Consider the following 20,815-nt stretch of genomic DNA (forward strand, 5'->3'; position numbering starts at 1 on the left):
TTTGTTCCAGGCGAAGGCTTACGCGGTGCCACTCTTGCGGGCTGGCCCGGGAATTGCGGAGACTGTGGACACCATTCGAGCTCGGGACCAAGTGGCGTCTCTCTCTTGGCCCCTCTTGGGCAGAACGGCCGTCGTCGGCTGATCCGTGATCCTGCGGTCAACCTCGTGTTCTAAAGTGCAGCGTGACCCTGCTGCACGAGGACGACTCTTACGTCCTCATAGAGCATGCGCATTGGCGTACAGCTCCCTGGTTGCCACGCCCCCGGAAGGGGTGTGGCAACGGGTTTTCCTGCAAACAAGCTCGCTTCCGCATTGCCGGAGCGGGCTTTTTTTGTTTGTAGGAACCCTCGACACAGGAGCTGAGCATGCTGTCTGCCATCGAACAGAATTCCGAGATTCGTGCCGCGATTGCGGCCATGCTCGCCCGCCGGCGGTCCGACTATGTCGGCCAGCCCAGTACGTGGCTCAGTTTGTGTGAAGCCGCTCATGTGGCCTGTCTAGCGGAGCCCGCCCAAGCGGCGTTCCTTTCCCAAGTAACGACCCGGCGCGGGGCCGACACAGCCCTGCGTCTTCGGGAGCATGCTGCATCCATTCGCGCTGCCGTCGTTCAAGTCCTTGAACGCAGGAGAAGCGCACTATGCAACGAACCATTGGCTACACCGACTTCGGGCATCCCCGCAGTCTCATAGAAGAGCGGCCCGCGCGGCCGCCCATCATTGGCAAGATCCGCCCCGGTAGCAAGGTTCTCACCAAGGCCGCGCCCACGCGCCGGCGCTGCGCGTGCTGGCCGAGCATATCCGTGAGCTCTCCGATCACATGCCGGTGGTGATGCTGCAGGGCACGTTCTCGCACGAGCCGGCCGGCACGCTGGATCTGTTTCGCCTCGTTGGCAACCGCTATCCGGTCTATATCGCCGACCGCATCCACCAGGTCGCGCTGCACGAAGGCGGTTTCACCCCGTCGGTAAGTTGCGCTCTTCACGCCGATGGAGATCGAGGCGCTGCTGGCCGATGGCATGCCGGACTGCCGGACGTGGTCTTCACCTGCGTGCCGACGGTGAACAGGGCGATGCTCGCCGTCGCCGTGGGGACATCCGATGCGGCGACTGCGGTAGGGGACCATCTGGCAGCCTATCTGCCCGCCGCGGGGACCGTGAACCGCTCGCTGCGCGCGCGTGGCATCCGCACGATGGGTATCTCACACGGTACTGTCAACGGTTGCCAGACGAAGCACGGCGTGCCGATGGCCGGATTCGATCATGAATTCACCATTGGAGCGCTGTTCGACGCCGAATACGACGGCTTCATGCTCGGCCATATCCACCGCGCCCAGCAATGGGATCGCGAGGGGCGGCTGGTCGCTATCCGGGCTCGATCGGGCGCTTCCACTACGGCGAAATCGGTCGGCGAAATCGGTGACAAGACCTATCTACAATGGCGCGTCGCGCCAGGGCAGGCAGAGACAAGACCGGTGGTGACGCCGGCACGCGAGACGCTGTGCATCGACTTCGACGGGCCGCCCGCATGGCGCAGCTCACTCGCGTCGCAGCTGAAGCGGCCGACAAGTTCGTGCGTATCCGCTGGGTCGTGGACGAGGAGCACCGCCAAATCGTCGATCGCGACGCCATAGGCGCCCTGTGTGCCGGTGCGGCCGAGGTCAAGCTCTCTACGCCAGCCAGTGGAGCGCGCTGGAACTCAAGGGACTATGCGGCTGCACGGCATGGCCAGACGTGGTCGCGCTGGCCCGCCAGCTCGGTCAGAGCGACGACATCACGTTTGGCCTGCGCGAGGCCTTCCTGAGCCACGTCAAGCATGGGCTTTCGGGCCGCAAGCGCGGTGGACCTGATCATCGGTATCGATCTGGCTGACCAGTCCTTCCAAGGGGCTGGCGGCCCGACAGCGGCGGCGCGTTGTCTGCGCCAGTTGGCCAATGAGATTGAGGCCAATGTGTCGAACTTCGCGGACTGCCGCGAGGGCCAGCGTATTGCCGGAACCGAAAGCGGGAGCGGCTGCGTGGCTTACCTCGCGGACGTGTAGCCCGCTCCAATCAACTCATGGGGCGCTGCCCTATGGGGCGCTGCCCAGTTCATGCAAAAACCCCGACCTCGCGAGATGCCGGGGCTTTCTTTTGCCCAGTGGGACGATGGGGTAGCTTACAAGGCGGCGTCCTTTAGCTTCTTCAGCGGACGCACCTTCACCTTCACGCTGGCTGGCTTGGCAGCAAACCATTGATCCTGGCCGGTGAACGGGTTCTTGCCGAAACGCTTCTTGGTGGCCGGCACTTGAATGGCCGCCACCTTGAACAGGCCCGGCAGGGTGAACTCGCCAGCGCCCTTCTTGTGGACCGCGCTCAGCACGGTATTTTCCAGGTGAGCCAGCACGGTCTGCACGGTCTTCTTGTCCAGCTCGGTCTGGGCAACCAAGTGTGTCAGCAGGCTGGACTTGTTGAAGGTGTCCTTGATCGGCTTTGCGACCGGCGCGGCCGCTGCACCGTTTTTGGTCGGAGCGGCCTTCTTGGCGGGGGCAGCCTTCTTTGCAGCGGTCTTCGTTGCGGTCTTTGCTACGGGTTTAGCTTTCGTGGCCATGGTCGTATCGGGTTGGAGATGCGCGCCTGCAGGCCGGTACTGGCATGCAGCGCACCAGCGAAGGATAGCAAAAGCCGGCATCCTTGCAAGCGGGAAATTCCCTGCAGTTCACTTGCTGACCCGGCGCGAAAGGGCCCGGGATGCGCGGCGTAAACGCGCGGCTGCCGCCTTCGGCGTATCGCCCACCTGGCTCCAGTCGTGATGCCACCACGCGATGATGGCCGCCGCGGCGGTATTCTCCGCGCCGGCAACGGCCACGACTTCTGCCGCGACAGCGGCCCACCAGGCCTCGCCTTCGCCGTCGGACGCGTTCGGTTCAATCGCGCGGCGGTAGATGGCCTTGGCCGTTTCCAGCGGCATGTCCAAGGGACTCTCGTACAGCGCAGGCATTGCTGGTTTCTCCAGGGCGTTAGCCGCTGCGCTAGATCGCAGGCTGATGGATGGTGGCAAAGATCCGGTCGCACGTGCGATTGCTGGCCAGCCCGAGCATCTGGCTGACTTCTTCGCGCGGGCGGCCGGCGAGCAGCTGGCGGCGGCAGAACGTATTACGCAGCGTGCGCGGGCTCATCTCGACATCTGTGGCGCCGATCGTATTGAGGATCTCCGAGACGATCCGGCCGAGGCTCATGTCGGTGATCGGCTGGCCGTTCGGGCGCAGGGTAAAGAGGCGATCGCCCTTGATCGGTAGCGCCCTTCGGCGCGCCAGCCAGTCGCGCAGCAGCGGCTCGGCAAAGTCCGACAGATGCACGGTGCGCGCCTCCCTTGGACCCTGGGCTGGGACGAACAGGTACGACGGCGCGGCGTCGGGATGGAGGTCGCCCATACGCGCCACGCGCGCCTCGGCCGCCGTGATACCCGTCCCGAGAAAGATTGCCACGATGGCGCGGCTGCGCAGGCTGGCCAAGTCTTCGGTGGGGGATTGGAGGTAGGCCTGCAGGCGCTGGTCAGTTGTTGCATCGAGGTATTGCGGTGTGGGCTCTTCCTCTGGCCAGCGCACCGAGGCAAGCAGGCCTGCGGCGGGGTTGTCCTCGCGCACGCCGGCGAAGACGAGATGCCGGCACAAGCGATCCAGCAGCTTCACGTACCGCATGCGGGTGGCCTGCGAGTAGGTCTTCGCCTCCGGGGTCTGCCAGAAGGCTTCAATGTCGTCGGTGCCGAAGCTGGCCACCGACGTACCCCGGGCCAGCAGGTGCCGACGGAAGTGCTCGAACATCGCCCGGTGCTGCACGATCGAGCGCTCAGCAAAGGGGCGCCTGTCCGCGCCGGCCGCCTCGCGGGCCTGCCAGTCACGGTAAGCAAGCGTGGGGTTCGAGAGCCAGAGGATGTCCATTCCAGTCATAGGCGAAGTTATATACTGAATTGGACTTTCCCCCCAACACCTTGCCGCCTCGCTGAGGCGGAATTGCTTGCAGCAGAGGGGAGTTAAAAGCGTGGTCTTCCATTGCGATTGCGCCGCGCAGACACGCGCGCTCGAGTCAGCGCATAGCGGGGATAGCTTGCGCCCAGCATCTCGGCGATCTCACTCAGCCGTCGTTCCTGGGAGAAGCAACAAGCCAGCATGCACCGGTCGGCGCAGTAGCGCAGGACTTCATGCAGCAGGCCGTAGCGCTTTTCCTCGGGGAAATTCAGATTGTCCGCCTTGGCCCAGGCGCGAAAGCCGGCATGGGCCAGGGCGATCAGCGCCTCAGGTGTGCCACGGCTGGAATAGGGCTTTTGCTTCAAGCGTTTGATAGAGATCGGTCACGCAGCCTCCTGTATCGTGAGTGGTTGCAAATCCTTGCCCCAGCGCGCGGAGATCTTCGTGCGGCCACGAACGCTCTCCTCAACTTCCACATCGGTGGTCGGGCTCTCGGACTTTTCAGCGTAGCGACTCGGCTGAAAAGTCGAGGCGATGCGGCGCAGTATCGCGTTGCCACGGACGGCCGGTCGTCACGTCTGGGCCGATGGGGTTGTCGTGCGCGAGATTTGTTGCGGTTGGCAGCATCAACTGCGGCTACCACTGCCACTACGGCGACAAGGAACGAACGGCGGTCCATCACGAGGGGTAATAATTTCACTTTCGTGAAAGTACAGTCCGGGGGGCATTGCGCCACTGCGAGAGGCGGGGGCTAGGGTGCGGCGACTGAAGCGCGCAAGTCGCGATCTCGCGCAGCACGCGACTCAACCCGACCTCTTCGAAGACAGCCGCGATATCATGCTTCGCAATGACGTGCTTGCCGCGCTTGAGCCCCTGATCACATCGCCAGTCATGCCGCACTCCGTGACACGTGCGAGGCCCTCGCCGAGCGAGCCGGTTGCATGTCGTGCATTCGGGGATGTCGCGGGCAGGGCCTGGTGCATACCGCTGTGGCGGGCCGCCGCGCAAGCCGCCTCACCATTGCCATTTCACCGCGAGATGCCGGAATGGCATGCCGCGCCGCTATGGATGCGCGCAGGGGAGTGGTCTGCGGCACGCGAAAGCATCAAGCAGATCGAGTCGTAGCGGCGTATTCCCATCCCGCTAGCATGGATGGCCGAGACGGTCTACAGACTCCAAGGGCTGGAACCCGCGTGGCCGCTCCTGGTCGAGCTTGCCTGGCTGTCGCCGAAGCGGCTTGGCGGGCTAATGCAATCGCTCGGGGATCCGTCTTTGCTGGCGCTACGTCGGCGATTCGATGCGAATTTCGACGGAGACGGCACCATTGAGGATCTTGCGTGGTTTCCAGCGTGGGCACTGACTGACAAACCGGGGTCTCCTGCGCGCGTGTGAGTCCTCGACGCATACATTGCCAGAGCAGGGGCTGCGGATCGTGCTTGACCTGTTGAGCCTCGAACATGAAGGCCGGCAGCATGAACTTCTCGAACGAAGAAAGACCCTGCGCGGCCTGCATCCGGGCCTGTTCAGGGCCTACATCCGGACGCGATAACTGTGTCAGGCCGCGGCCGCGAACAAACGTCTCTGGATCCGCGCACCTGGTATCCAAAGCATGGCTTACCAATGGGGCAGGGCACCCAGAGCGTGGGAGAATGATGCCCTTTAATGCGGATGCCGTGCTGGTGCCATTCCTTGGTACGCTCTGATCACGCCAACATTTGGCAAAAAGCGGCCCGGTGCGCAGACTGACAAGAGGGGCCACGTGCAGACCGTTGCGGTGCTTGATTTTGAAACGACAGGACTGTCGCCGAGTCGAGGTGACCGAGCGACGGAGATTGCTGTCATCCTGATGCGTGACGGAAATGTTGTCGACCGCTATCAAAGCTTGATGAATGCGGGTAGGCGGATCCCTGCTGAGGTGGTGCGCCTGACTGGCATTACCAACGAGATGATCGCATCGGCGCCCGCCGCATCGACGGTGATGCGTGAAGCAGCACAGTTCGTGGGCAACCATCCCGTGGTGGCCCACAACGCGGGATTTGACCGAAGGTTTTGGCAGGCGGAGCTGGCTCACCTCGGCATGTCGGCACCGCAGTCGTTCGCCTGTACGATGCTTGTTGCGCGACGCGTTTACCCGCAGGCACAGAATCACAAGCTAGCGACGCTAGCGAAGATGCTGCACTTGCCGATGGCCGGCCGGGCGCACCGAGCAATGGCCGACGCTGAGGTCACCAGTGGCCTATGGTCTCGCCTCCAACACGATATCGCTGAGACCTACGGATTGGGGCAAATTGGTCATGACCTCATGACCCGTGTGCAAGCGACCAGCCGTGCCAACGTCGCAACCCTGCTGCGCTCGCTATGCACGGGTTAGCGGCCGTGGCCAAGTCTAAAGCAACCCCACACTGGGGACCGGTGGTAAGCCGTAGCCGGGGACCCAGTGAGATGATGTTGCCGCGCTCTTTGCGTAAGCGGAGCACGGGGCCCGCCCAATCAAACGCATCCCTTATCGCGGGGTACGCAGACTGGCATTGACTGCATTCACGTCGAATCCCGCGGGATCGAAAATCCCACCGACCCAGGTTCGGTAGTCGTCGTGCTGGCGATGTTCCGGATCCGCCAAGGCTTGTAGGAACTCAGGTCACGTAGCGACACATAAAAGAATACTTAGGAAGCTTAGGAAGCATCTGTGATGATCGTCCATGAAACGACCATCAAATAGAAGCACTTCTACTAACCTACTGAATTTATTGGAATTTCCTATTGTTGATAGGCTGCCGAAGCCGGCGCCGGGGAGTAGGTCATCAAATAGACTATGCCAAGTACGGCACATATTTCATGTACTTACGACCGGCGCTTTCATCGTAGGGTCGCAACATCCCTGCATCAACCGCTTCCTTGATCAGGCGAGACGCGGTCGTACTGTTCTGGACGGTAATGCCGAAACGCTCCCGAAGCGTCGCGTTTGTCATGTAGTCGCGATGGACATACCGAAGGCAGGCATGCAGGATAAACCACCACGTAGTTCGCTCCCACAACCATCTCACGTGTGCCTGCGACGCGCCCGGCCCGATAGAGCCAAGGGTGTTCCGGCAGGCATGCCGCTTTCGCCTGGAGCTCGTCCTTCAGGTGCTGCGCCGCATCAGGATTGTCGTCGGAAATGTAGTCGACGATCGCCAGCAAATCTGCCCTCGCCCACGCCGTCCACTCAACGGCGCGCACGGCGTTTCCTGTCGATAAGGGCCTGGGCTTCGTCCATGACGTGGTCGTGGAGTGCCGTCGGTGAAGGGTCGGCCAGCGCTTCCTGGACCTTGGCGCGGAACCAGGCGTCGTACACCGCTGGGTCCGTCGTCAGCCCGGCCGGCAAGCCGCCCTCCGTGGCGATGCGGGTCAAGAGAATGCGGACCGCGTCTGACACCGTGAGCCCGACGCTGGCGAGACTTTGGGTCGCTTGGGCCTTGAGTTCGTCATCCACACGGATGTGCAGCATCGAGGTATGAGCCATGGGGCGCCTCCAGTGATTTGGCACCATTATGCATCTCAATTGAGATACAGCCAAGACCACGCAATACTCGATCGGCTAGCCGCCGCGGGAAGAGCAACGAATAACCGATCAAAGTGGCTCGTTCGTAACCGCGAGCCAGTTGCGAGGCTAGCCAAAGCAGGAGGCCGATCGCGCGGCTGACCCCGCCTCACATGCCCCGCAAACACCGGCTTTGACTAACTGGGGCGCTGGAGCAACTCCTCTGGGTCGACACACAGCGCACGGCCGAAGCCTTGTGGGCGGCCAGCCGGTCCAGCAGCTTCACATACCGCATGCGGGTCGCCTGGGAGTATGTGCGGCCATTGGGGGTTTGCCAGAACGCGTCGACGTCGGCCGTGCCAAAGGAGGCAATGGTCGTGCCTCGTGCCAGCAGGTGCCGACGAAAATGCTCGAACATCGCCTGGTGCTGGATGATCGAGCGTGCCGATAAGGGGCGGCGATCAGCGCCGGCCGCTCGCGAGCCTGCCGGTCCCCGGTACGCCTGCGTTGGGTTGCTGAACCAGAGGGAGTCCATTTGCGTCATGCCCACTGTTATATACTGAATTTGCCCCATTCCACACACCTGCCACCCGGCTGCCCACTGGCGCTTACCGACCCGTTATAGCCGTTGCGAGTACCGGCAGGTGAACGGCCGCTTCCAAAGTACAACCGCCATCTCGACACCCTAGTCCCCGTTGGCCTCGTCGTCAGGTCGTGTCGCCCACCTCGCGGATCGGGATCATGGCGCGGCCGCCGCAGTTGCGCAGCACGTCTCGCAATTCGATGATGACCGGAAATACCTCGTGGTTCCAGTCGGCCCCCTGCTTGTCGTGGGCCTCTTGCTCGCGCTCGACGATCCAGCGGTCCTCCCTGAAGATGCGTTCTGTGAACCAGACCAGCAGCGGCCATGCCAGGTCCAGTGCAAACGGAATGCCGGGCTTGCGGATGGAAAGCAGGCCAAACGTCCGGTTGGTGCGCTGCGCCGCATCCAGCGGCACGTAGACGATCCACAGGTCCATCACTAACGTGCCGTCGCCCGAGCGGATCTGGAGGGTCTGGTACGGATATCCGGTGCGCACCGTCATCACGTCCTTGTCGTCCCGGTCGCCGTTCTTCTTGGTGGCGCCAAACACCAGCGCCTCGCCCACAGGCTGCTTGCCTTCCATGCGCGCGAACGTGTAGTCCACTTCCACCCAGTCCGTGCCGCGACGGCGGCCCAGCGAGCGCGCGCGCATCTGCCCCATCTGCCGCCGGTGTAGGAACTGGTGATTCATGTCCATCAGGTTCTCGTGCATGAAGGAGTAGTGGCACTTGACCTCGCGGCCAAAGCGACGCGTCTTGTACGCCTTGTCCGCCACCGATGGCAGAGCGGGCAGCGGCCGCTCCTTGGCAAGCGCCACATCGCCAGGAAAGACAAAGATCAGGCCTTGCACCTCGCGGCAGGGATAGGCACGCACGCCGTTGGGCAGGCGCTCACGCCCGAGGTATGGCACATCGACGCAGCGGCCGGTGCAGTCATAAGTCCAGCCGTGATAGCCGCAGCGGATGGACTCGCCTTCCACCACGCCCGCGTGCAGCGGCACCTGCCGGTGTGCGCAACGATCTTCCAGTGCGAATATCGTACCGGACTCGGTACGAACCAGCACGATCGGATCGCCGGCAAAATGCACCCCGAGAGCTTTGCCCCGCTTGACCTCATTCGACCAGGCCAGTGGAAACCAGTGATCGGGATGGATGGGCACACGGCGCAGGTCGCGCACGGGCGCGTTTGCGTGCGGGTCGATGGCACTGCTATCCGGCAAAGGCCTTGCATGCATGCGTGACGCCTCCTCGCATAACGGGAGCTTCGACCGTCGCCACAAGCCGACCAATTAGCGAACGGGGGATCGGGCGCAGTTTACGCGAAGTCTGCCGAACTCACCGAATCCCGTTCTTTCTATCGTGTGCTTGGAAGGCCGAAGGTCATGGCCACCTTCGGCCAATCGACTCCGCATCCTAGTAGGGCTGGTATGGCCGACACCGTGACGGGATATTGAGGCGGCGAGCGTCCGGTGCCTGGTACGGAGCCGACGCTCAACTGCCCGCGCTATAGCGACGGGCAACGGCCGAAACTGGCCGGACCTCGGTCAAGCAAGGGGAGGGCGCTGCTCGGCTCTACCCGACCCACATTTGCCATTCGCCGTCTCATCAGGTAAATGGCAGCTTTGGGGGGCGCATCGGTCGTCCGTACCTCGTAACGCCGCACCAGGTCCTTGCGCCGGGCTCTGCCCCCTATGCTGACGTGCGCTGACGGCGCGCCCGCCGCTCATTGGCGTGGTCGCGGATCATGTCGATCAGCGCACGTAGTCCGGCCGGCACGTGGCGGCGGCCCGGGTAGTACAGACAGAGGCCGTCGAGCGGGGGCGTCCAATCGTCCAGCACGCGAACCAGCGTGCCAGCTTCCAGATCCGCGGCGACGTTCCATTCGGTCAGATATGCAAGACCGAGACCGGCACGCGCCGCCGCTAGCATCAGGCCCGGCTCGTCGAGCGTCAGCGCGCCTTTGCCGTCGATACGCAACGTTTCGCCGTGCCGCTCGAACTCCCACTGATATATCGCGCCGCCCGGCATGCGTGAGCGGATGCAGCGGTGTGCGTTCAGATCGGCGGGCGTGCGCGGCGGCTTTTGCCGCGCAAAATAGGCTGGACTGCCGACCACGGCAAAGCGCTGCCTGTCACCGAAGGGCACCGCGATCATTTCCTGCGGCACCGTTTCGGTCAGATGAATGCCAGCATCGAAGCCTTCGACGACGATATCGATCAGGCGCCCTTCGGTGACTAGATCGAGTTTCATCTCCGGATAGCGCTGCAGGAATTCGATGAAGAGCGGCATCACCTGCCTGGCCGCGCCGGTTGACGCATTGATGCGCAGCGTGCCCGATGGCGTGTCGCGGAAACTGCCCGCCTGTTCGATCGCGACGCGGATCGTCGAGAGTGCGGGCGCGACGCTGTCGACGAACTGCGCGCCGGCTTCTGACAGCGACACGCTGCGTGTCGTGCGATTGAAGAGCCGTACGCCGATACGTGCTTCGAGCGCCGCCACCGCATGACTGAGCGCAGACGTCGACATGCCAAGATCCGTCGCGGCCGCGCGAAAGCTGCGATGACGCGCGACGGCCATCACCGCCTCCAGTTCGCCCAAGCCCGATGTGTTCATTGTCCCAAATTTTTCAACGGCACATGCCGTATTGTACGACTAGTCAGCGCAATGGATCGGGTCTATCTTTGTGTCGTCTGGAACATTTTCTGGTAGCAGCCATGCAGATCATCGACAAAATTTATATCGACGGCGCGTTTGTTACACCGCACGGGGACGAACTGTTCAACCTCTTCAATCCGGCGACCCAGCAGGTAATTAGCCGCGTGCGTCTCGCCGATGCGCAAGACGCGCGCGATGCGATCGCCGCCGCAAAGCGCGCTCTTCCCGCGTTTTCCCGCACCAACAAACGAGAGCGCATTGACATGCTCAAGCGCATGCACGAAGCCGTCGTCGCTAAAGAGGACGAGCTGTACGAAGCGATCACGGAGGAATATGGGGCGCCGCGTATCGCGCGGTCGCTGGATGGCGCAGCACGCGAGCAATGTGCTGCTCGAAGCGGCGAAGGTGCTGCAGGACTATGCGTTCACGCGTCGCGCGGGTACTGCTGAGGTCGTGATGCAGCCGCTAGGTGTCGCCGGTCTGATTACGCCGTGGAACAGTAACGCGGGCTTCATCTGCGGCAAGCTCGCCACCGCGCTGGCTGCGGGCTGCACGGCCGTCATCAAGCCAAGCGAGATGAGCGCGATCCAGACGCGCATCGTCACCGAAGCGTTGCACGAAGCCGGCTTGCCGCCGGGCGTGTTCAACATCGTGACGGGACGCGGCGAAACGGTCGGCGCGCAGGTCAGTTCGCATCCGGATGTCGCAAAGCTGTCGTTCACCGGTTCGACCGCGGTCGGCAAGACGATTCTGCGCGCGGGTGCCGAGACGTTGAAGCGCGTGACGCTCGAACTTGGCGGCAAGTCGCCGGTACTCGTGCTCGACGACGCGAACTTCGACGAGGTGGTACCACTCGCGATTCAGACCGGCTTCATGAATAGCGGCCAGGCGTGCATCGCGGGCACGCGTATTTTGGTGCCGCAGCAGCGGCTCGCGGAATTCGAAGCGCGGGTGCAGCAAGAAGTTGCGCGCACGCAGGCAGGCCATCCGCGCGATCCGCGGACGACTGTCGGTCCAATGGTCAGCCAGAAGCAGTGGGAACGCGTGCAGCGCTATATACGGATCGGCATCGACCCAGGCGCGCGTCTGATCGCGGGAGGCGAAGGCCGGCCAGATGGCATCGACGCAGGATGGTTCGTGCGTCCGACCGTCTTCAGCGATGTGGCCAACGACATGGCGATTGCCCGCGAAGAGATCTTCGGTCCTGTGCTGTCGATTATCACGTACCGCGATCCCGAAGATGCGGTCGCTATCGCCAACGACACCGATTACGGCTTGCAAGCTTACGTATTTTCGGCGGATGATCAGCGTGCGCGTGCGCTCGCACGGCGAATCGAAGCGGGTCGAGTACTGGTCAAACGCTGACACACGAACCGGCGGCGCCATTCGGCGGCTTCAAGCAATCTGGTATCGGCCGCGAGTACGGCACGTTTGGGCTCGAGGCTTTTCTCGAGCCAAAGGCCGTTCTCACTGTTTCGTGAACGCGCAACCCAAACGCTCGCTGAAGCGACTCGCCGGGCTGCAATGAGGACAGCCAGAGTGCGTGGAGGACAGTTGGTATCCGTGCCGGCGTAGGGGGGGCTTGCGCCGGCCCTAACGACGGGCCTCACGACCTCATCTCGTGTCCCGTGAATTCGTCGAGCAGGGGATGACGGTCTTGATCGAGGGACGGCGCTCTGCGAAATGCACCGGCATCCCATTTGTCGCCGATCTTCACCGGATTGCCGGATACGCGCAGCGTCTTGCCAGCGCCAATGCCAACGTCAAGCAGCATGTTGCGCGACGCCACATGCGGGTTGTCCATAATCTGCGGCACGCCATTCAGTGGGCCATGCGGGACGCCTGCCGTTCCGAGGATGACTTCCCAGTCGGCCGTGGTGCCATCGGCCAAACGGGCCTCCATGCAGGACTTGAGTGCGACGTGGTGCTCGTTGCGCGCCGGCACTGAGACGAAGCGCGGATCGTCGATCCATTCGGGACAGTCCAGCGCCGTGCACAGCCGCGCGAACAGCGCATCGTTTCCTACGGCGATCACGATGAAGCCGTCCCGCGTGGCAAACATGTCGAACGGCGTGATCGATGGATGCCGCGTGCCCAACGGCTTCGGTACGTTGCCGGTGGCCGAGAACCGCGCGATGGGGTTCTCAAGCAGCGCCACCTGGCAGTCAAGCATCGAGATATCGACGCGCTCGCCCACGCCGGTAGTGGCGCGCTGGAGCAGGGCAGCCTGGATGCCGATGGTGGCATAGAGCCCGGCGCCGATATCGCCGATCGACACGCCCACGCGCGCCGGATTGCCGCCAAGTTCGCCCGTCACGCTCATGAGCCCGCCCATCGCCTGCACCACCATGTCGTAGGCGGGCCGGTTACGATAGGGGCCGGTTTGTCCGAAGCCGGAGATGGATGCATACACAAGGCGCGGATGGCGCGAGCGCAGGGTATCCCATGTGTAGCCGAGTTTCTCCATCACGCCGGCGCGGAAGTTTTCCACCAGCACGTCGGCGGTGGCCAACATCTTGTCCAGCACGGCACGGTCGTCCGCGTTCTTGAGATCGAGCGCGATCGATGACTTGTTGCGGTTCACCGATGCGAAGTACGCCGATTCGCCATCGACGAACGGCCCAACTTGGCGCGAGTCGTCGCCGCCGTCGGGGTTCTCGATCTTGATGACGCGCGCACCGAGGTCGGCCAGCATCATCGTACAGTAGGGGCCCGCGAGCACGCGGGTCAGGTCGATGACGGTGATGCCAGCCAGCGGGCCTTGGGGAAATGTCATGCCATGCTCCTTTCAATGCGGTCCGGACATGCCGGATCAGTCGATCCCTGCGCCGCTGGACTGCGCCAGGTCCACGCCGATCTTGCCTTCGCGCGCGGTGAATTCACGAAACTCCGCCACCGAGGACGACACCGAAATCTCGTCGCCCTGGGCCAGGAAGCGCTTCTTCAGCTCGGGGTCCGCCATGACTTTGGCGGTGGCCGCGAAGAGCTTGTCGATGATCTCGGGGGGCGTCTTGGCCGGGGCGAAGACGCCGTACCAGGCGGACAAGTCGTATCCCTTGAGGCCGCTTTCGGCAATCGTCGGCAACTGTGGATTCGCGTTGGAGCGCTGCGCGGACGTGACCGCGATCGGCAGCACCTTGTGGGTGTCGATCATCGGCTTGACCGACGGCGCGGTGCCGAAAGTCAGTTGCACGTCGCCCGCGGCCACGGCCTGCGCCGACGGTGCACCGCCCTTGTAGGGCACGTGTGTCATCCGTACCCCGGCCAGCTTGTTGAAATAGACGCCAGCCAGGTGCGTGATCACGCCATTGCCCGACGACGAGTAGTTCAGCGCGCCGGGATGCGCCTTGGCCCGCGTGATCAAGTCCTGCACGTTCCGGATGCCGCTGTCCTTGTTGACGGCCAGGATCAGTGGCGCGGCGGACAACTTGGTGATCGGCGCAAAGTCCGAAGGCTCGTAGCGGATGTTTTTGTAGAGCACCTTGTCGCCGCCCATCAGACTGGCCGTCGCGATAAAGAGCGTATAGCCGTCGGGTGCGGACTTGGCGACGTACTCGGCGGCAATCGTGGTGCCCGCGCCGGGCCGGTTGTCGACCACCACGGGCTGGCCCAGTTCACGGCTCAGTGCGTCGCCATAGAGCCGCGCTGTATTGTCGGCGCCACCGCCCGCCGGGAAACCGATCACAAGGCGGATCGGCTTGTTCGGATAGTTGGCCTGCGCCTCTGCGGCAGCAGGCAGGACGACAAGCACTGCGCCGAGCACGGTCAGCGCGGCGCGATGGGTCATTCGATAGGTCGGGGTGGTCGTCATGATTGTGTCTCCTCCGTAGCTGTGTCGCCACTTGAGTGAATGGGCGCGGCGAGGGCTACCTGCCGCGGAACGCAGGGGTCCGTTTCTCCTTCCAGGCTGCGGCACCTTCGCGCAGGTCCTCGGATGTCTCCGAGCGGTGGATGTCGCGTTGCAGCGCTTCGGCGTCGAGCCGGCCGCACGCGATGTCATTGAGGTGATGCTTCATGCCGAGCAACGCGATCGGCGCCATGCCGGCCAACTGACTGCTCAACGCCTCCACGCGCGCGGCAAGCGCATCGGCTGGCACGATCTCAGTAAGAAAGCCGATACGCAGCATTTCGTCGGCCTCGATGCGGTCAGTCGTCAGGAACAGGCGCTTGGCGGCATTGAGTCCCAGCCGCGACACGTAGCGCTCCATGCCGCCTCGATAGAAATGCAGGCCGAGCCGGGCGGCGGGCATGAACATGTCGCAGGCCGGCACACCCACGCGAAAATCGCAAGCCAGGCAAAGATCGGTGGCGCCCCCGTAGACGCCGCCCTGGATCGCGGCAATGGTGACGGGCCGGGCGGCTTCGACGGCATCGATCACGTCGCCGAAACTGACAGCACCTTCGTCGGACTTGCCTGCCAGTGCACCGATGTCGTAACCACTGCAGAAATACTTGCCTTCGGCGGCGATTCGTAGCACAAGGACATCGTCCATCGCGTTGACGGCACCAAGCTGCTCGCGCAGCGCATTCAGGTCGCCAGGGCTGAGCCGGTTGGCCACCTTGGGGCGTCGCAGCGTGATCGTGGCGACGCGGCCGTCGACCGCCAGCGAGGGTGGAGTATCATCCATGTCGTTATATCTCAAAGCCGATTTGATATATCAATGTAGGCTACAGATATTTTCCAACGGCAATAAGAGGGTTAACCCGTGCAATCGCTACAAGACCGGATCAGAGAGAGCGTGATCGCCGCCATTCAGGCCGGGGATTTGCGCCCCGGCGCGCAGATCGACGAGAAGACGCTGGCCGACCAGTTCGAAAGTTCGCGCACGCCGGTGCGCGAGGCATTGCTGATGCTGGCCGCGCAAGGGCTGGTGACGATCGTTCCGCGGGCCGGCATGTTTGTGCACAAGCCGAGTGCCGCCGAACTGGTGGCGATGTTCGAGACACTGGCGGAAATGGAGGGCGTGGTCGCGCGGCTGGCTACGCAACGCATTTCGTCCGCAGGCAAGCTGGCGTTGTCCCAGTCTCACGAAGCAGCGGGCGTGCCTGCGCATGCGCGCGACGCGGCGGCCTATTCGGAGGCCAATCGTGCGTTCCACGAAGTGCTCTATATCGCCGCGGCGAACCCGTTCCTGTCGGAGCAGATCGTCCAGCTTCGGCGCCGCCTGGCGATCTACTGGCAAAAGAAAGACCTGATCAACGAAGCGCGTATCGCGACGTCATATCGCGAGCACGGGCTGGTTGTCGAAGCGATCCTGAGTGGGCAATCCGACGCCGCGGCCGAGGCCATGCGTACTCACATTTCGGCCGGTGGCAAGGCACTCGCGGATCTGGTTCTACTAGCCGAGGCGTTGGAAGAGTAGCAATCCAAGCCACTGAGCGGCAGGCATCCGCGCCGCTTCGTCGTTTCAAGGCGCAATGCTTGCCGAGTGTCGGACGCGATTCGCTCACATGCTGGCGCTCCGGATGGCCGCTTTCGAACCCGGTTGAGCGTCTACCGCGGCAGCCATTCAATGCTTGCGGACTTGCCCATGAGGAAATCGGCGTTTGCGTCGGCAACTTGCCGGAGGTAGTCCCATAGCGCCTTGATTCGCGCGAGCTCTCTTCGTTCCTGCGGTGCGACTAGCCAGAAGGTTCTGATGATGTCGATTTCGGCGGGAAGGATGGGAACGAGACCTTCAGTCACGGACCCCAGGAAACACGGCAAAACGGCCATGCCGAGCCCGGAGCGGACGGCCTGAAGTTGCGCGATTACGCTGGTGCTGCGCATGAACGGCCTTGCCGCGGGCAACCACTTGTGCAGGCTGAACTGCTGTTCCGCGAAGACCAGATCGTCCACGTAGTCGATCCATCGCTGACCGGGAAGGTCTGCCAGGCCACGGATCGCCGGGTGGCGGTGCAAATAGTCCTGCGTGGCGTATGGAAGCAGTCGGTACTGTGCAAGCTTGCTGGTGACAAAGGTGTCCGTGGTAGGCCGATCGACGGTAACGGAAGCGTCGGCTTCGCGCTTGGACAAATTTATGTTTCTCGGCATCGGCAGCAAGTCGACGGCGATGCCCGGATGTCGTGTGCAGAAGTGCGCCAGGTGCGGCGCCAGAAAGTAGCTGCCGAACCCTTCCGTCGCACCTAGCCGAATCTCGCCGGTTAGGGCCAGGCTATCTCCGAAGACTTCGGATTCCACGGTCGCGAGCGTGCTCTCCAGCTTCTCCACATGCTCCAGCAGGCGGTGCCCCGCGCTTGTGAGGCGATGGCCTTGCGAACTCCGGTCGAACAGTTTCGATCCGATGTCCTCTTCGAGTCGCGCCAGACGACGGGAAATGGTGGACTGATTCATGTCGAGCACATGCGCCGCCTCCAACGCGGATTGCGCCCGCGCCAGGGCGAGAAATACCCGCAAGTTATCCCAGTTGAACTGATTCACCACCCCTCCCATTTATGCAAAAACGCATTGCGTCAATGCACATCTTGCCATACCGAATGCATAAATGTCGATGTAGCATTCGCTCTTATTGCTCACGGAGACACACGAATCATGGCGAGACCCATCGGACACTTCATTTCAGGAAAGCTTGAGCCGGACAGTGGCGCGCGTACCGGCGCGGTCTTCAACCCGTCGACGGGGGAGGAAATCGCGCGCTGCGCCTATGCGGACCGCGCCACCCTCGATCGCGCAGTCGCGGCCGCCACCGAGGCAGGCCAGCGCTGGGGCCGGGCCTCGCATGCAACGCGCCAGTCCGTCATCTTCAAGCTTCGCGAGCTAATGATCGCCAATATCGACCGGCTCGCCGAGATCATCGGTCGCGAGCACGGCAAGACCATCGCCGACGCAAAGGGAGAGATCGGCCGCGCCATCGAGGCGATCGAATTCGCGACCAATGCGCCCCACGTGACAAAAGGAGAGCACGCCATCAATGTCGGCGGCGACATCGACGTGTTCTCGATGCGCGTGCCAATCGGCGTGGTGGGTTGCATCACGCCATTCAACTTCCCGATCATGGTGCCTGCCGTGATGACTGCGATGGCCGTGGCGGTTGGCAATGGCGTGGTCCTGAAACCGTCGGAGAAGGTTCCCGGCGCTGCGCTGGAGTTTGCGCGCCTGTGGCAAGAAGCGGGTTTGCCCGACGGCGTTTTCAACGTGGTACAGGGCGACAAGGAGGTGGTCGACGGGATGCTCGAACACCCTGGCATCGCAGGCGTCAGCTTTGTGGGCTCCACGGCCGTCGGCGAGTACATCTATCAGAAGGGCACCTCGCATAACAAGCGCGTGGCCGCATTTGCCGGCGGCAAGAATCACATGGTGGTGATGCCCGACGCCGATCTCGAGGCTGCGGCCAATGCGTTCGTCTCGGCCGGCTATGGCTCGGCGAGCCAGCGCTGCATGGCCGTATCGTTGTTGCTACCCGTCGGCATGGAAACGGCGGAGCGTCTGCGTGCACTTATCGTGCCAAAGATCCAGGCGCTCAAGGTGGGCGCCTATGACGATTCCGCTGCCGATTTTGGGGCCGTGATCTCGGCGCAGTCCAAGCTGGCCGTGGAGAGGGCCATTGGCGATTGCGTGGAGGCCGGGGGGGAACTCGTCATTGACGGACGCAATCTGAGCGTACCCGGTTATGAACGTGGCTACTACCTCGGCCCTACGCTGATTGACCACGTAACGTGGGACATGGAGTTCTACAAGGAAGAGGTCTTCGGACCGGCGCGCGGCATCATGCGCGCGGCGACACTCGACGAAGCCATTGCCATCACGAACCGGCACGCCTACGGGAACGGTTCGGTCATCTTCACCCGCGACGGAAAGTCTGCGCATCGCTTCGCGAACGAGATCGAGTCCGGCATGGTCGGGGTTAACGTTCCGGTGCCGCTTCCCGTGGGGTACTTCAACTTCGGCGGCCTGCGGCGCTCGAAGTTCGGTGAATCCCATCTCTATGGGCCAGACGCCGCACGTTTCTACACCAAGCTCAAGACTGTATCGCAGCGATGGCCCGAACCAGACCAGAAGGCGTTGCCCATATCGCTCGCCTTCAGTGGCAGCGCCTGAGGCTCACTATGTCCCGCCATCCATTGGCGGATGCCGCGCTACCGCGGCGCACCCCTGTCGAATTGCAGCAGGGGAATCCCAATACCCCTGGAGAATTAGCATGCACTTGATCGCTTATCGCCCTTCCAACGCCGACGTCGAACGCGGGGCCGACATCGGCGTCCTGGCCGATGGCCTTATCGCGCCCTTGACGTCCTTGCGCAGCTTCTACAAGGATACGGAAGGCTGGCTGACGCAGGCCCGGACACTGCGCAAGGGCTCTCTGCCGCTGGCGGACGTTACCTTGGCGGTACCCGTTCCACCCAGTGCGAAGATTATCTGCGTAGCCATCAACTATGTTGAGCATGGCAAGGAGGGCGGCCTGCCGACGCCACCTTTCCCCAACCTGTTTGCGCGCTGGGCATCGACGCTGGTGACGTCGGGCACCGCTGTACCAGTGCCCTCGACGGAGCCGGACGGCGTGGATTGGGAGGTTGAACTCGCGGCGATCATCGGGAAGCCGCTGCTTGAAGCGAATCAGGGCGAAGCGCTGGACGGTGTACTGGGCTACACCGTCTTCAATGATCTGAGCGGACGAGCTTCCCAGCTCCAGAGCATGACGCTCAGCACGGGCCAGTGGGGCATCGGCAAGAATCTCGACAGCAGCGGGCCGATTGGATCGGTCATCGCTACCGCAGACTCGGTGGATCTCGCGAACACGCGGTTGACAACCCGGGTCGACGGCGAAGTCATGCAGGACGGTACCACTGCCGACATGGTGTTTTCCGTTTCCGAGATCATCGAGTTCATCACGCGGACGATCACCTTGCGGCCCGGAGATCTGATTGCCACGGGTACACCGGCGGGTGTCGGCTTTGGCCGGAATCCGCGTATATATGCCCGGCCCGGATCGGTCATCGAGGTGGCTGTGCAGGGTATCGTGGCGGTGACGACACCGATCGTTGCAAGGAACTGAATTCCGGCCCGCCGAGGCCAAAGAAGAATACGCGTACCGGAGACCGTCGTGATCAAGATTCGTGGTGGAAAATATGTCGTCTATGGGGTCAGCGACCTTGCCAGGACCCGGAGTTTCATGGCTGACTTTGGCCTTGTTCCCGTGGAATGGCCTGGGCACGCCGCCTATTTCAGGGGGGCGCTGTCCAGTCCCTATCTGTATGTGGCCGAACAGTCCGCCGAACCGGCGCTCAAGGCGATCGGTCTCGAAGTGGACAGTGAGGAAGATCTGAAGCATGCGACGCGTTTCGAGGGGGCATCGCGAATTCGTGAGCTCGATCGTCCCGGCGGTGGCCTGTGCGTTGACGTCGAGTTGCCAGGCGGCGTAAAGCTCGAATTGGTTCACGGTATCGAGGACGTCGCGGAGTTGCCGGTCTGTCCGCCGTCCGTGCTGAATGAGGGCATCCGGAAGGCACGTTTCAACACGCCACAACGACCCCGCCGTGGACCGTGCCAGGTGCTTCGCCTGGGACATATCGCCTTGGGCGTGCCCGACCCTGTGGCTGCAAGGGACTGGGCGGTTCGGAACCTGGGCATGATTGTTTCAGACGCGATGCTGCAACCGGGCTCCACAGACGAATATCTCGGATTCTTCATGCGTTGTGATCAGGGGGTGACGCCTACCGATCACCACACGCTTCTGATCGCCAGGGCGGAAGCAACGAACGTCCATCATGTTTCCTTCGAAGTGCAGGATTTCGACGCGGTCCATATGGGTCATGAGTGGTTGAAGTCGAAGAACTACAAGGCCCACTGGGGTGTCGGCCGCCATGTTCTTGGCAGCCAGATATTCGATTATTGGTGGGACCCGGATGGTTTCCGCGTCGAGCATTACGCCGACGGTGACCTCTACGACAACACAGTACCGGCAACCACAGTCCAGGGAACGGAGGATCAGTTGTGGATATGGGGCCCGGAAGTGCCTCCCGCGTTCTTCCAACAAGCGCGGGAGGCTTAGGCCGCGACGCCTGCCATCGACACGGTAACGACGGAACGTCCAGCCAAGTTTTCGCTGATCGGATGGGCAGATGGCGGCTTCCAGCCTACAGCGGTCGTCCGAGCCTTCCTGCCGGCCGGCAAGTGCCC

The 20,815-nt window shown here is 62.8% G+C and carries 21 protein-coding genes and 2 pseudogenes; 9 read left to right on the forward strand and 14 right to left on the reverse strand.

Going from position 1 to position 20,815, the window contains the following annotated elements:
* Positions 1–780 precede the first annotated feature (780 nt).
* Together CF68_RS29365 and CF68_RS29370 are read left to right on the forward strand one after the other, a co-directional pair.
* Positions 781–1,629: a hypothetical protein gene (locus CF68_RS29365; RefSeq protein ID WP_200872608.1), complete on the forward strand. Its 849-nt coding sequence runs from the start codon at positions 781–783 to the stop codon at positions 1,627–1,629.
* 206 nt (positions 1,630–1,835) lie between these two features.
* Positions 1,836–2,036, forward strand: a complete 201-nt coding sequence (locus CF68_RS29370) for a hypothetical protein (RefSeq protein WP_035825978.1) — start codon at positions 1,836–1,838, stop codon at positions 2,034–2,036.
* A gap of 116 nt (positions 2,037–2,152) precedes the next feature.
* Here the strand turns inward: CF68_RS29370 and CF68_RS29375 are convergent, their stop codons facing one another.
* From CF68_RS29375 to CF68_RS29390, 4 genes are all read right to left on the reverse strand, one after another.
* Positions 2,153–2,584 (reverse strand): HU family DNA-binding protein, encoded by a 432-nt coding sequence (locus CF68_RS29375; RefSeq protein ID WP_035825927.1) that lies wholly within the window; start codon positions 2,582–2,584, stop codon positions 2,153–2,155.
* A 108-nt stretch (positions 2,585–2,692) separates the two neighbouring features.
* Positions 2,693–2,944, reverse strand: a complete 252-nt coding sequence (locus CF68_RS29380) for a hypothetical protein (RefSeq protein WP_235205933.1) — start codon at positions 2,942–2,944, stop codon at positions 2,693–2,695.
* 61 nt (positions 2,945–3,005) lie between these two features.
* Positions 3,006–3,923, reverse strand: a complete 918-nt coding sequence (locus CF68_RS29385; protein WP_035825931.1) for a tyrosine-type recombinase/integrase — start codon at positions 3,921–3,923, stop codon at positions 3,006–3,008.
* An 83-nt stretch (positions 3,924–4,006) separates the two neighbouring features.
* Positions 4,007–4,306 carry a hypothetical protein gene (locus CF68_RS29390; RefSeq protein ID WP_235205928.1) on the reverse strand — a complete coding sequence of 100 codons (300 nt, stop codon included), beginning with the start codon at positions 4,304–4,306 and terminating at the stop codon, positions 4,007–4,009.
* A 1,394-nt stretch (positions 4,307–5,700) separates the two neighbouring features.
* Here CF68_RS29390 and CF68_RS29395 point away from each other — a divergent pair.
* On the forward strand, positions 5,701–6,312 hold the full coding sequence (locus CF68_RS29395; RefSeq protein ID WP_035825934.1) for a PolC-type DNA polymerase III: 612 nt from the start codon (positions 5,701–5,703) through the stop codon (positions 6,310–6,312).
* Positions 6,313–6,444: 132 nt separating this feature from the next.
* Here CF68_RS29395 and CF68_RS37310 read toward each other — a convergent pair.
* From CF68_RS37310 to CF68_RS29415, 6 genes and pseudogenes are all read right to left on the reverse strand, one after another.
* A pseudogene (locus CF68_RS37310) lies at positions 6,445–6,564 on the reverse strand (plasmid pRiA4b ORF-3 family protein); the annotation flags it as partial.
* Between the two features lie 260 nt (positions 6,565–6,824).
* Positions 6,825–7,160: a type II toxin-antitoxin system RelE/ParE family toxin gene (locus tag CF68_RS36685; RefSeq protein WP_084187524.1), complete on the reverse strand. Its 336-nt coding sequence runs from the start codon at positions 7,158–7,160 to the stop codon at positions 6,825–6,827.
* Positions 7,147–7,443: a type II toxin-antitoxin system RelB/DinJ family antitoxin gene (locus CF68_RS29400; protein WP_035825936.1), complete on the reverse strand. Its 297-nt coding sequence runs from the start codon at positions 7,441–7,443 to the stop codon at positions 7,147–7,149. The genes CF68_RS36685 and CF68_RS29400 overlap by 14 nt, the downstream gene beginning before the upstream one ends.
* A gap of 187 nt (positions 7,444–7,630) precedes the next feature.
* Positions 7,631–8,005 carry a hypothetical protein gene (locus CF68_RS29405; RefSeq protein WP_035825938.1) on the reverse strand — a complete coding sequence of 125 codons (375 nt, stop codon included), beginning with the start codon at positions 8,003–8,005 and terminating at the stop codon, positions 7,631–7,633.
* Positions 8,006–8,168: 163 nt separating this feature from the next.
* The gene (locus tag CF68_RS29410; RefSeq protein WP_035825941.1) at positions 8,169–9,278 is read right to left on the reverse strand and encodes an aromatic ring-hydroxylating dioxygenase subunit alpha; all 1,110 of its coding nucleotides are present in this window, start codon (positions 9,276–9,278) and stop codon (positions 8,169–8,171) included.
* A 454-nt stretch (positions 9,279–9,732) separates the two neighbouring features.
* Positions 9,733–10,656 (reverse strand): LysR family transcriptional regulator, encoded by a 924-nt coding sequence (locus CF68_RS29415; RefSeq protein ID WP_035825944.1) that lies wholly within the window; start codon positions 10,654–10,656, stop codon positions 9,733–9,735.
* Between the two features lie 101 nt (positions 10,657–10,757).
* On the opposite strand from CF68_RS29415, the pseudogene CF68_RS29420 reads away from it, so the two are divergent.
* Both CF68_RS29420 and CF68_RS39250 read left to right on the forward strand, forming a co-directional pair.
* A pseudogene (locus tag CF68_RS29420) lies at positions 10,758–12,063 on the forward strand (aldehyde dehydrogenase family protein).
* Positions 12,064–12,107: 44 nt separating this feature from the next.
* Positions 12,108–12,179, forward strand: a complete 72-nt coding sequence (locus CF68_RS39250) for a hypothetical protein (protein ID WP_255351155.1) — start codon at positions 12,108–12,110, stop codon at positions 12,177–12,179.
* A gap of 125 nt (positions 12,180–12,304) precedes the next feature.
* On the opposite strand, the gene CF68_RS29425 is transcribed toward CF68_RS39250, so the two are convergent.
* From CF68_RS29425 to CF68_RS29435, 3 genes are read right to left on the reverse strand one after another with little or no spacing between them, the layout of a single operon-like run.
* Positions 12,305–13,474: a CaiB/BaiF CoA-transferase family protein gene (locus tag CF68_RS29425; RefSeq protein ID WP_035825946.1), complete on the reverse strand. Its 1,170-nt coding sequence runs from the start codon at positions 13,472–13,474 to the stop codon at positions 12,305–12,307.
* 36 nt (positions 13,475–13,510) lie between these two features.
* On the reverse strand, positions 13,511–14,509 hold the full coding sequence (locus CF68_RS29430; protein ID WP_235205930.1) for a tripartite tricarboxylate transporter substrate binding protein: 999 nt from the start codon (positions 14,507–14,509) through the stop codon (positions 13,511–13,513).
* 55 nt (positions 14,510–14,564) lie between these two features.
* Positions 14,565–15,326, reverse strand: coding sequence for an enoyl-CoA hydratase/isomerase family protein (locus CF68_RS29435; RefSeq protein ID WP_051591746.1), 762 nt, complete (start codon positions 15,324–15,326; stop codon positions 14,565–14,567).
* A 78-nt stretch (positions 15,327–15,404) separates the two neighbouring features.
* Here CF68_RS29435 and CF68_RS29440 point away from each other — a divergent pair, with 78 nt between their 5' ends.
* On the forward strand, positions 15,405–16,061 hold the full coding sequence (locus CF68_RS29440) for a GntR family transcriptional regulator (protein ID WP_035825955.1): 657 nt from the start codon (positions 15,405–15,407) through the stop codon (positions 16,059–16,061).
* A gap of 131 nt (positions 16,062–16,192) precedes the next feature.
* On the opposite strand, the gene CF68_RS29445 is transcribed toward CF68_RS29440, so the two are convergent.
* Complete coding sequence (locus CF68_RS29445) at positions 16,193–17,119, reverse strand: LysR family transcriptional regulator (protein WP_235205932.1); 927 nt, start codon at positions 17,117–17,119, stop codon at positions 16,193–16,195.
* A 111-nt stretch (positions 17,120–17,230) separates the two neighbouring features.
* Between CF68_RS29445 and CF68_RS29450 the strand changes: the two genes are divergently transcribed.
* The 3 genes from CF68_RS29450 (at position 17,231) to CF68_RS29460 (ending at position 20,687) form a co-directional block, all read left to right on the forward strand.
* Positions 17,231–18,736 (forward strand): CoA-acylating methylmalonate-semialdehyde dehydrogenase, encoded by a 1,506-nt coding sequence (locus tag CF68_RS29450; RefSeq protein ID WP_035825957.1) that lies wholly within the window; start codon positions 17,231–17,233, stop codon positions 18,734–18,736.
* A gap of 100 nt (positions 18,737–18,836) precedes the next feature.
* Positions 18,837–19,691, forward strand: coding sequence for a fumarylacetoacetate hydrolase family protein (locus CF68_RS29455; RefSeq protein ID WP_035825959.1), 855 nt, complete (start codon positions 18,837–18,839; stop codon positions 19,689–19,691).
* A gap of 48 nt (positions 19,692–19,739) precedes the next feature.
* On the forward strand, positions 19,740–20,687 hold the full coding sequence (locus tag CF68_RS29460; RefSeq protein WP_051591747.1) for a VOC family protein: 948 nt from the start codon (positions 19,740–19,742) through the stop codon (positions 20,685–20,687).
* Positions 20,688–20,815 lie beyond the last annotated feature (128 nt).

The sequence above is a fragment of the Cupriavidus sp. SK-4 genome, from assembly GCF_000611125.1.
GTDB classification, from domain to species: Bacteria; Pseudomonadota; Gammaproteobacteria; order Burkholderiales; family Burkholderiaceae; genus Cupriavidus; species Cupriavidus necator.

Bases quoted from the DNA above. Each gene is read 5' to 3' on its own strand.
- CF68_RS29405 (WP_035825938.1), bottom strand. From the start codon at position 8,005: ATGACGCAAATGGACTCCCTCTGGTTCAGCAACCCAACGCAGGCGTAC.
- CF68_RS29415 (WP_035825944.1), bottom strand. From the start codon at position 10,656: ATGAACACATCGGGCTTGGGCGAACTGGAGGCGGTGATGGCCGTCGCG.
- CF68_RS29455 (WP_035825959.1), top strand. From the start codon at position 18,837: ATGCACTTGATCGCTTATCGCCCTTCCAACGCCGACGTCGAACGCGGG.
- CF68_RS29430 (WP_235205930.1), bottom strand. From the start codon at position 14,509: ATGACGACCACCCCGACCTATCGAATGACCCATCGCGCCGCGCTGACC.
- CF68_RS29425 (WP_035825946.1), bottom strand. From the start codon at position 13,474: ATGACATTTCCCCAAGGCCCGCTGGCTGGCATCACCGTCATCGACCTG.
- CF68_RS29400 (WP_035825936.1), bottom strand. From the start codon at position 7,443: ATGGCTCATACCTCGATGCTGCACATCCGTGTGGATGACGAACTCAAG.
- CF68_RS29375 (WP_035825927.1), bottom strand. From the start codon at position 2,584: ATGGCCACGAAAGCTAAACCCGTAGCAAAGACCGCAACGAAGACCGCT.
- CF68_RS29380 (WP_235205933.1), bottom strand. From the start codon at position 2,944: ATGCCGCTGGAAACGGCCAAGGCCATCTACCGCCGCGCGATTGAACCG.
- CF68_RS29385 (WP_035825931.1), bottom strand. From the start codon at position 3,923: ATGACTGGAATGGACATCCTCTGGCTCTCGAACCCCACGCTTGCTTAC.
- CF68_RS29410 (WP_035825941.1), bottom strand. From the start codon at position 9,278: ATGCATGCAAGGCCTTTGCCGGATAGCAGTGCCATCGACCCGCACGCA.
- CF68_RS29435 (WP_051591746.1), bottom strand. From the start codon at position 15,326: ATGGATGATACTCCACCCTCGCTGGCGGTCGACGGCCGCGTCGCCACG.
- CF68_RS29450 (WP_035825957.1), top strand. From the start codon at position 17,231: ATGGCGAGACCCATCGGACACTTCATTTCAGGAAAGCTTGAGCCGGAC.